Raw genomic sequence first — 9,379 nt, 5'->3', positions numbered from 1 at the left:
TCGTACACCTGCCCTCAGCTGCTTCTCGATCACTGGCATGACCTTGCGTATTTTCGCTGCCTTTGTCACTGGCTCAACCGCCATCAGTGCCTTCTCGATATCCTTGCCTGCCATTTTGCACCCTACCTGCACCCATATTGCATTTACCCTGTATCCTACTCACCCCCTACCTGTAGTCAAGCTATACCCCTTCTGCACTCAATCTACAGCCATACAGCACCCTTTCTGCCTACCCTTGTCCTCCGCTCGCTACGGCCTTCGGCCTAGGCACTAAAAACGCCCTTAACAAGAGCATCAATTTCGACCCTTAACAGGGTCAAAATCTCAATACACAACACGCACCTCCCTGGCGGGAGGTGGAAGCCGCGTCAGCCTTGAGCCTGAGCCGCTTTTCCAGAATTTACTACGTGATACGTTTGTATTACAAAGTATGCTTGCAGTGCAGATAAATCAAGGTTTTTGTGTGATACATTTGCATTACAGCGAATGTGCGTTACCTTTGGGCATGTCAAACCCCAATTTTCAAGGTGCATTTGAGGGAGCAACGTGGGCAAAACAGTACCCATTCGATTCAACGACGAGCAGCTGTCCAGGGTTGAAGAAGCGGCGGCACTCGCTGGCTATAAGCACCTATCGAGCTACATCCGCGACCGGGTGCTGGCCACAGACAAAGGTGGCCGGCAGGTGGATATGGACAGCTGGGCCGAGCAGCAACAGATCCTTGGCTTGCTCGAAACCATCACCCAGGAACAGGCACGGAGCAGAACCATTCAGGCCATCGTGGTCTATCTGCTGCGTCAAGGAACGGCACAGGGCAAGGTCAATGAGCTGCGCGCTCATCTCAAGCACCTGGTCAGCAGCGAGGATGCACTCGCAGCACTTTTGCCCGACCTGGCCGAGGACATTGAACGTCTATCAGGAGAGGACTGATGCACAAACAAGAGGTTGATTCCGCCGCTATGACAGCGGGCTTTGGTTTGCCGATCGCTGGCTGGTTGGCCGGCACCCAGCTGGCTCAGCTGCCACTGGCGCCGTTCCCTGCAGCGTTCAAAGAAACACTGCACAACGGCTGGCACGAACCTCTAGTGCTGGGTGCCACCATTGCCACCTCGGTTGTTGCTGCAGGCTTGTGTTACTACCTGTACGAATACTGCGACGACGGGTTCAGAGGCGAACGGTTCCAGCAATGGCTGCGTGGTTCTCGGATTCGTAACTGGCATTTCGTGGAGCGCAAGGTCAACGCTCGCAATGCCAAGACCAACCGTGAGCGCCGCAAAAAGGGGTTGGAGAATGCCAAGCCAATCATGGTCGGCAAGCTGCCGATGCCGCTGCACCTAGAAGACCGCAACACCATGATCTGCGCGTCCATCGGTGCCGGTAAGTCCGTGACCATGGAAGGCATGATCGCATCGGCATTACGGCGCAACGACCGCATGGCCGTGGTCGATCCCAACGGGACCTTTTACTCCAAGTTCAGTTTCAAGGGCGACTACATTCTCAATCCCTTTGATGCGCGCTCTGCAGGCTGGACCATCTTCAACGAGATCCGTGGCGTTCACGATTTCAACCGCATGGCTAAATCGATCATTCCGCCGCAGGTAGACCCCAGCGACGAGCAGTGGTGTGCCTACGCTCGGGACGTACTGTCCGACACCATGCGCAAGCTGATGGAAACGAACAACGCCAACCAAGATACGCTGGTCAACCTTCTGGTTCGCGAAGATGGCGACACCATCCGGGCGTTCTTGGCGAACACCGACTCCGAAGGCTATTTCCGTGACAACGCGGAGAAAGCCATCGCAAGCATCCAGTTCATGATGAACAAGTACATCCGCCCTCTTCGCTACATGGGTAAAGGTGACTTTTCGATTTATCGCTGGGTGAATGATCCCGACGCCGGCAACCTGTTCATTACCTGGCGGGAGGATATGCGCGACACCATGCGCCCGCTGGTGGCCACCTGGATCGATACCATCTGCGCAACCATCCTCAGCTCCGAGCCAATGACCGGTAAACGTCTGTGGCTGTTTCTCGATGAGCTGCAATCGCTCGGTAAATTGGAGAGTTTCGTTCCCGCTGCGACCAAGGGCCGGAAACATGGCCTGCGCATGGTCGGCAGTCTGCAAGACTGGTCCCAGCTCAACGCAAGTTATGGCCGGGACGACGCGGACACGCTGCTGTCGTGCTTTCGTAACTACGTCATTCTGGCGGCGGCAAACGCCAAGAACGCCGAAATGGCCAAGGAAATCTTGGGCAATCAGGAGGTCAAGCGCTTCCGCAAGTCTTGGACTGCAGGGCGCATGACGAGGGCCGAGGAAATCAAGCTGGAACCGGTCGTGATGGATTCGGAGATCTCGAACCTCAATGACTTGGAAGCCTACGTCAAGTTTGCCGAGGACTTCCCCATTACCAAGATCAAGACGCCTTACGTCGATTACAAAGAGCGGGCGCCGGCAATCGTCATTGGCCAAGCAGCTTGACGAGGTAAGCGATGTTCAACGTGACGCTGATCAAGGGTGACAACCAGTACGCGGCGGCAGGCTACTTTTCCAACGCCGATGACTACTACGCCAAGGAAGCCCCCGGCGAGTGGCAAGGTATCGGTGCCGAGTTGCTGGGTTTGGAGGGGCCTATCGACCAGAAGGAGCTGGCCCGTCTGTTCGATGGAAAGCTCCCGAATGGCGAACGAATGGCTAAGACCTTCGACAAGGAAACAGGCTCCCGTCGCATGGGCTTAGACCTAACGTTCTCGGCTCCTAAGTCCGTCTCAATGCAGGCGCTGATCGCCGGCGACAAGGATGTGATGGCAGCACACGACCGCGCAGTGACCAAGAGCATGGAGGAAGTCGAGCGCCTGGCCCAAACACGATTGAAGGTGAACGGCAAAACCATGCTCGAGCGCTCGGGCAACTTGGTGATAGGCAAGTTTCGTCATGAAATGAGCCGGGCCAAGGATCCGCAGATGCACACGCATGCCGTGGTCATGAACATGACCAGGCGGTCGGATGGCAAATGGCGCGCTTTGCGCAACGACGATATCTACAAGATCCAGCCGCAAGTCGATGCCATGTACAAGGGCATCCTTGCCCAGGAACTGCGTGCGCTGGGATATGAGATCCGGGTTCTGGATAACCAGGGCAACTTCGAGCTGGCCCACATATCGCGTGACCAGATCGAGGCGTTTTCCAGTCGTTCCAAAGTGATCGAGGACGCGCTGGCCAAGGACGGAAAAACCCGCGCCGATGCCACCCCGCTCGAAAAGCAGATCATTGCGATGGCCACACGGCCACGCAAGGACGAGCGCGACCGCCACCTGGTCAAAGAATATTGGGTAACCAAAGCTCGCGAGCTGGGCATTGATTTTGGCGCTCGCAGCCACCTGGACAATCGCGAATACGCGCCTCGCAAGGGCAGCCCTGCAGAATACAGCCTGCCCGAGGGCATCACGCCAGGGCAGGCCGTTGTCCAGTACGCCATCAATCACCTGACCGAACGTGAGCAAGTGGTAGGGGAAAATGACCTGCGCACCGTCGCCTTGCGACGTGCGGTCGGCCTTGCTACCCCTGATCAGGTAAACGAGGAAATCAAGCGCCTGGTCAAGCAAGGGACGCTTATCGAATCTCCGCCGACCTACCGCATGCCCAACGGCGACTTAGATTCGCCGGTACTGTCGCCTGCTGGCTGGCGGGCACACCTGCAGGAGCTGAAAGGCTGGAGTGAGAAACAGGCCCGTCAGTATGTAGACAAGGCTATCAAGCGCGGTTCGCTAGAGCCTGCAGAAAAGCGCTATACGACGCAGAAGGCCTTGAAGCGCGAGAAAGCCATTCTGGCTATCGAGCGGACAGGCCGTGGCCAGGTCACCCCGTTGATGACCAAGGAACAGGTGGCCAAGGCGCTGGAAGGGTCCACCTTGTCGGCTGGCCAATACCAAGCCGTTGAGGTGATCGTCAGCACCAACAATCGATTTGTAGGCATCCAGGGTGATGCCGGTACCGGCAAAACCTACTCGGTAGACCGTGCCGTCAAACTGATCGATTCCGTGAACGCCGCGATGGCCAGCCGGGATTCCCAACCGGGATCAGGGTACAGAGTTGTTGCCCTGGCACCGTACGGCAACCAGGTCACCGCCTTGAAGAACGAAGGGTTGGATGCGCACACGCTGGCCAGCTTCTTCCACACCAAGAACAAGGGATTGGATGCCAAGACCATCGTTATTCTCGATGAGGCCGGCGTGGTGGGCGCCCGCCAGATGGAACGGCTGATGCGGGAGATCGAGCAATCCGGCGCCCGCTTGATCCAGCTGGGTGACACCAAGCAAACCGAGGCCATCGAGGCAGGCAAGCCATTTGCTCAGCTGCAGCAAAACGGCATGCAGACCGCACGTATCAAGGAGATCCAGCGGCAGAAGGATCCCGAGTTGAAACTGGCAGTGCAGCATGCGGCCGAGGGGAAGCCCACCAAGTCCCTGGATCACCTGAAACACGTTGAAGAATTGCGAACGGCCACTGAGCGGCACCAGGCCATTGTCCGCGACTACATGGCACTGACGCCCGACCAACGCAAAGAGGTATTGATCGTTGCCGGCACCAACAAGGACCGGAAGGAAATCAACCAGATGGCCCGCCAGGCACTCGGGCTGCTGGGGAAGGGTAAACAGTTCGAAACGTTGAACCGTGTCGATTCCACCGACGCAGAACGTCGGTACGCCCCCAGCTACAAGCAGGGCATGATCATTCAGCCGGAAAAGGACTATAAACGGGCTGGCCTGGTACGAGGTGAGCTGTATGTGGTCGACCAGGCGCTGCCGGGTAATGTGCTTGTGGTCAAGGACCGTAGCGGCAACCGATACGAGTTCAACCCGAGACAGGCCACCAAGCTCAGTGTCTACAAGCTGGAGAAACCCGAGCTGTCTGTGGGTGACCTCATTCGCATCAACCGCCAGGATCCCAAGCTGGACCTCACCAACGGCGACCGCATGCGCGTAGTCAGCATCGAGGGCGGCGTGGTGCAGCTGGCTTCGCTCAAGGAGATCAACGGCCAGCCCGAACGCACCGTGAGCTTGCCGACCAACAAGCCGTTGCACCTGGAACATGCCTATTCCGCGACCGTCCACAGCGCTCAGGGTCTGACCAATGATCGCGTCATGATCTCGCTCAACACCAAGAGCCGCACCACCTCGCAGAACCTTTGGTATGTGGCCATCAGCCGGGCACGGCATGAAGCCCGCGTCTATGCAGACTCAATCAAAGGTCTGCCGGCAGCAATCGCCAAGCGCTACGACAAAACCACGGCGTTGTCGCTGCAGCAGGAACGCGAGCGGCAGCGTAGGGAGTCGATTCAACCGCGGAATGTTGCGGACGGCCAGGCGCTGGAGCGCAAGCAACGTACTCGCTTGGAAGGCCCGAGCAGCGGGCATCCCAGGATGTGAGTCAAACGCTTTTGGTGGTGCTGGCCAGCTTCCCACTATGCCCCGCCTTGTGCGGGGTTTTCAGTGGCGGGGTATCGGAACGTGGACGGTACGTGGTGATTCCAAGTTTACGCCGGCGCTTGAGGACTGCACTTGGACTTCTGCCGGCGAGTTGAGCAATCGCTGCATCGCTCAACACCCCTAGCAGGGGATCGAACACTTCGAGCGGATTGGTCTGCTGGTCACGGTGCGACGGAATGCCCAGGGATGACCGCCTGACCGTTATCGTTTGCTTGGCCACCCCTGCCAGCTGGGCCACATGCTCATCCGTGAACAGACCCAAGATGGAGTCATAGGCCTGCAGATGGCTCCCAATGCCAAGGCGTCGGCGCCGTCCTGCCACCGCGTGGATGCTAACACCCGCTGCAGTGGCGATCTGTGCGTCCGACCAGCGACCGAATAGCGGCTCGAATGGCCACAGCAGCTGATCGATTTCGTCATGAGTCATATCGAATATCGGGCAAAAAGAAAGGAGCCTACCGGCTCCTTTCTCCTTTTTCAGCTACTACTCAAAAACCTTTGCCGCCGTAGCCTTTCGGTTGGTGTGAGGGGGTTTTTAGTTCGTGCTGCAGCTGGCGTTCTTGCACGATGCCAACGCCCGAGAACGGGTAACGGATCGACAGATCCTTGCCCTGGTGCAACAACCCAGCCTTGGCACTGCTCAAGGCCGCTCGCTCATGGGCAATATGGATAGTCTTCTGTCCGTCACTGACGGCCTGAATCACCTGGTTATTGTGGAAGGCGACTATCTTGCCGTCGTAGGTCTTGCCCTGCTCAGCTGCCTTGATGGCCGGCATATCCATTGGCTTGGCCATTGCCATCGCTTCACCGGGTTTACCAGAGGCCGCGCCGGATTGCTCAGCCTTGCGCAGCTCCAGCGCATCCTTGAACGAGGCTTTGAAGTCTGCAGCGCCTGGCATATTGTCGAACGGCAGATCCTTGTAATACTGCGTGCCCTCCTTGCCAACCTGCGCAAAGACACGAGCGGCTTGCCCGCCCTGTTGAACAGTCATCACGGATTTGTCGGAAAGCTCGGCCTTGAACCAGGCTGCGCCCGCCAGCTTTGCGTCGGTGAACGTTTCCGGTTCCCTGCCCTTTTGGAACAGCTGGTAAGTGGTGGTCTGATCAGTTTGCTTGTCCATGTGCGTGCCCTCTCAGTAGCTTGGTTTGAATGCTTGGCCCTTCTCCCACCGGCTCTGCCAGTGGTTCAGGTACTGCTCAGCGAGATCGGCGTCGTTCCAGACGACCAGTGCGTTCTCACTATTGTTTCTGGCAGCTGCAGCGGTGTAGTTGTAGCTGCCGGTTTCAACTGCCTTGCCGTCAATCACCATGAACTTGTCATGGTGGATCGCGTAGGCCTTCACCGTACGGGTTGGGATGCCGGCACGGGCCAGCAATGTCAGCGCATGTTGGCCAGCGCGGGCAGCGCCACCTTGCAGATTGCCTTGATGGTCAGCCACCACCGCCACATCGACACCGCGCTGTTTGGCCGAGATCAAGGCCTTGGTCACATCGGGGCTGGTCAGCATGTACGCCGAAAGGCGAATCGAGCTTTTGGCCGCGCCAATGGTGCGCAGTACTAGATCCTGTGCCGAGCCTTCTGGCGAGAAGCCGACTTCAATGCGGCGCGCGCCATCGACCAATAGCGGTGCGGCTGCAGGCTCCGACGAAGCAGGCGCCTGGTCAGCCCAAACCAGGGAGCTGGCCACCATCGCTACGGCCAAGGAAAGGGACCTTACTGCAGTGAACTTAGAAGCCACGTTGTACGGTCCCCCATTTGTCATTGGCCGCTTTAGCACGGTCCTGGTCCTCAGCGCACTGGGCAACAAAGTCACCCCGAGCTTCGGCAGTTCTGGACGGGCTGAATTTTCCTTTTTTCGTTCGAATGATGCTGAAGTACTTGGTGACGTACTTGTCACAATCACCGTCGCGGATCATGCCCAGCAGACACAGGGTGGCCCCACAAGCTTCTGAATCGCTTTTAGAGCCGTAGTCGTAATTAGTTGGTGGCTGCGGCAATTCATTCGCCTGCACGGTACCGGCAAATGCCAGCGCAGCGAGGAAAGTCATGATTGGGGTGCGCATACGAACTCCTTTTCTCGCGTGCGAGAAATCAATTGATGATCTGGACAAATGACGGGGTGGCTTGCTGCTGTTCGGCAACAGGCTGCGCCTCGGCTTGTTCAAAGTGTTGTGGCGCAGGCTGATCGAAGCGCTTGAATTCCCGCTTCGGAATATCAGCCTCGGCATCGGTGTTGAGGTGGACTTGGATCTGCGGCTTGCTGGCAGTCTCAGTCTTCGCGGCAGCAACGGCTTGGCCATTGTCGTCAGTGAAGGTCAGCCATGGACCTTCCTGCTGTTCAGAGGCCCTACGAGCGCGCTGCGGCGCTTTTCGGGCAGGGGAGCTAGCTGCAACCACGGAAATCGGCTCAGCGCCTTCTGCACCCTCTACAGCCGGCACAATCGGATCCTCAGCAGTGGGGTTCAGGGCGCGGTGAACCACTTTCTCGACGTAAGACATTTCGCCAGGTCGATCCGGGCGGAAGCCACGCAGCTCGTTGCCGCTGTAGTACATCGAAAAGGCCTTCAACAGCGCCTCTTGCTTGTCACTACTGGTCGTAAGCGCCTGCTTGTAATACTCCACCAGCAAGTTGCTGATGGCCTGCAGGTTGCGGCATGGCTCGAACACATCCTGATAGCTCAGCCCGCGTGCACGCATGTTGGTGACTAGCAACTGGCCAAGGCCCATGGCATAACGCTTGCCGTCCCGTTCCAACTGCTCGGCAGTGGCGATGGCTTCGCTCAAGGACTGAGGTTGCCGCTGCAGGTGAGTGCCAACCACGCCGATTGCGTAAGGGTTGAAGGTAGACTCGTTGCCGATCAACGCCTTGAGCGTGGACGGGTGAACGGTCGGCGCGCACTTGGCGGCAAGTTCGGAAAACCGGGTCGGCTGTGCATCTTCGGCATGAACCATGGCAGACGCGCAGACACTGGCCAGCAGCGCCAGGGTGAACTTAGGCAGCTTTCGCATAGTGAACCTCCGTGATGATGCGTCGGCCATCGAAGCCGTATTCCCACTGGATAACGACATCGATCAGATGCCGGGAGAACTCGATCAGCTGGTTTTTGCTCATGTCAGCACCGCCACGCGATGCCATTGATGCCAGGCGGTCGAACATGAGATCCGGCGAGTCGGCGTGGATAGAACTCATCGTGCCGCTGTGACCGGTGTTCATCAGTTCAAGGAAGGGGAACGCCTCGCCGCCACGCAGCTCGCCCATAATTGCCCGGTCAGGGGTCAGACGAAGAATCGATTCCAGGTGATCGAATGGCGTGACACGGGCCTTGCCCTGGCCACCTCGCGAATAGATCAGGTTCACCACGTTCCCGCCCGCTGGGCGCAGTTCGCGGGTGTCCTCAATGGTGATTACTCGCTCGCCATTGTTGCCGTCCACATGCTGCAGCAACTCGTTGAGGAAAGTGGTTTTGCCGGCATTGGTACCGGCAGAAACCATGATGTTCTTGCGCGCCTTGACGATGCCCTTGAAGAACTCTTTCCAGCGCTTGGCCCGATACAGTTCAACCAGGTGATCATCGCTGTACTGGCCATGATCACGTGGCTGGTTGATGAAGTCGAAAGCACCGGAAGCCTCGTATTGATCGAGGGTAATTTGCTTCCGCCCTGGTTTACGGATACAGACGATACCGCCGATGTGCTGCTCAACAGCCGGGGCCAGGACGATCTGGACGCGGTAGTCGCCCCGCTCGTTGTCCGGGACGTTGTCGTCCAGATTGATTGGGATACGCCCCGACAGGATTGGCGTGTAGGCGCTCACTTCCTGGTCAGTGTGGGCGGCAATCAGGCTGGCCAGCGATTTGATCAGGGGGAGCGTTACACCTTGAACCGGAACC

Annotated in this window: 9 protein-coding genes; 3 read left to right on the top strand and 6 right to left on the bottom strand. The window is 57.9% G+C overall.

Annotated elements, in window-relative coordinates:
• The first annotated feature begins 546 nt into the window (after positions 1-546).
• From APH44_RS28510 to mobF, 3 genes are read left to right on the top strand one after another with little or no spacing between them, the layout of a single operon-like run.
• Positions 547-930 (top strand): hypothetical protein, encoded by a 384-nt coding sequence (locus APH44_RS28510; protein ID WP_028691948.1) that lies wholly within the window; start codon positions 547-549, stop codon positions 928-930.
• Positions 930-2,480 (top strand): type IV secretion system DNA-binding domain-containing protein, encoded by a 1,551-nt coding sequence (locus APH44_RS28505; protein WP_028691947.1) that lies wholly within the window; start codon positions 930-932, stop codon positions 2,478-2,480. Before APH44_RS28510 ends, APH44_RS28505 begins: the two co-directional genes overlap by 1 nt.
• Positions 2,481-2,491: 11 nt before the next feature.
• Entirely contained in the window at positions 2,492-5,428 is a 2,937-nt protein-coding gene (gene mobF / locus APH44_RS28500) for a MobF family relaxase (RefSeq protein ID WP_028691946.1), read from the top strand.
• 1 nt (position 5,429) lies between these two features.
• Here mobF and APH44_RS28495 read toward each other — a convergent pair whose 3' ends face one another.
• From APH44_RS28495 to APH44_RS28470, 6 genes are all read right to left on the bottom strand, one after another.
• Positions 5,430-5,915: a hypothetical protein gene (locus APH44_RS28495; RefSeq protein WP_028691945.1), complete on the bottom strand. Its 486-nt coding sequence runs from the start codon at positions 5,913-5,915 to the stop codon at positions 5,430-5,432.
• Between the two features lie 61 nt (positions 5,916-5,976).
• Positions 5,977-6,609, bottom strand: a complete 633-nt coding sequence (locus APH44_RS28490; RefSeq protein ID WP_028691944.1) for a hypothetical protein — start codon at positions 6,607-6,609, stop codon at positions 5,977-5,979.
• Between the two features lie 12 nt (positions 6,610-6,621).
• Positions 6,622-7,227 carry a phospholipase D family protein gene (locus APH44_RS28485; protein WP_028691943.1) on the bottom strand — a complete coding sequence of 202 codons (606 nt, stop codon included), beginning with the start codon at positions 7,225-7,227 and terminating at the stop codon, positions 6,622-6,624.
• Positions 7,217-7,552: a TrbM/KikA/MpfK family conjugal transfer protein gene (locus tag APH44_RS28480; protein ID WP_028691942.1), complete on the bottom strand. Its 336-nt coding sequence runs from the start codon at positions 7,550-7,552 to the stop codon at positions 7,217-7,219. Before APH44_RS28480 ends, APH44_RS28485 begins: the two co-directional genes overlap by 11 nt.
• Before the next feature lie 28 nt (positions 7,553-7,580).
• Positions 7,581-8,498, bottom strand: coding sequence for a lytic transglycosylase domain-containing protein (locus tag APH44_RS28475; protein WP_028691941.1), 918 nt, complete (start codon positions 8,496-8,498; stop codon positions 7,581-7,583).
• Positions 8,482-9,379 (bottom strand): ATPase, T2SS/T4P/T4SS family (locus tag APH44_RS28470; protein WP_054895627.1); only part of this gene is annotated, 898 nt, incomplete at its 5' end. The genes APH44_RS28475 and APH44_RS28470, both read right to left, overlap by 17 nt.

Origin of the sequence: Pseudomonas sp. NBRC 111143 (assembly GCF_001320965.1) — a bacterium.
GTDB lineage: Bacteria > Pseudomonadota > Gammaproteobacteria > Pseudomonadales > Pseudomonadaceae > Aquipseudomonas > Aquipseudomonas machongensis.
The sequence above is the reverse complement of the archived record's forward strand: the minus strand, read 5'-3'. Positions and strand labels throughout refer to the sequence as shown.

Coding starts and splice junctions, on each gene's coding strand:
- APH44_RS28475 (WP_028691941.1), bottom strand. CDS start 8,498: ATGCGAAAGCTGCCTAAGTTCACCCTGGCGCTGCTGGCCAGTGTCTGC.
- mobF (WP_028691946.1), top strand. CDS start 2,492: ATGTTCAACGTGACGCTGATCAAGGGTGACAACCAGTACGCGGCGGCA.
- APH44_RS28490 (WP_028691944.1), bottom strand. CDS start 6,609: ATGGACAAGCAAACTGATCAGACCACCACTTACCAGCTGTTCCAAAAG.
- APH44_RS28495 (WP_028691945.1), bottom strand. CDS start 5,915: ATGACTCATGACGAAATCGATCAGCTGCTGTGGCCATTCGAGCCGCTA.
- APH44_RS28480 (WP_028691942.1), bottom strand. CDS start 7,552: ATGCGCACCCCAATCATGACTTTCCTCGCTGCGCTGGCATTTGCCGGT.
- APH44_RS28505 (WP_028691947.1), top strand. CDS start 930: ATGCACAAACAAGAGGTTGATTCCGCCGCTATGACAGCGGGCTTTGGT.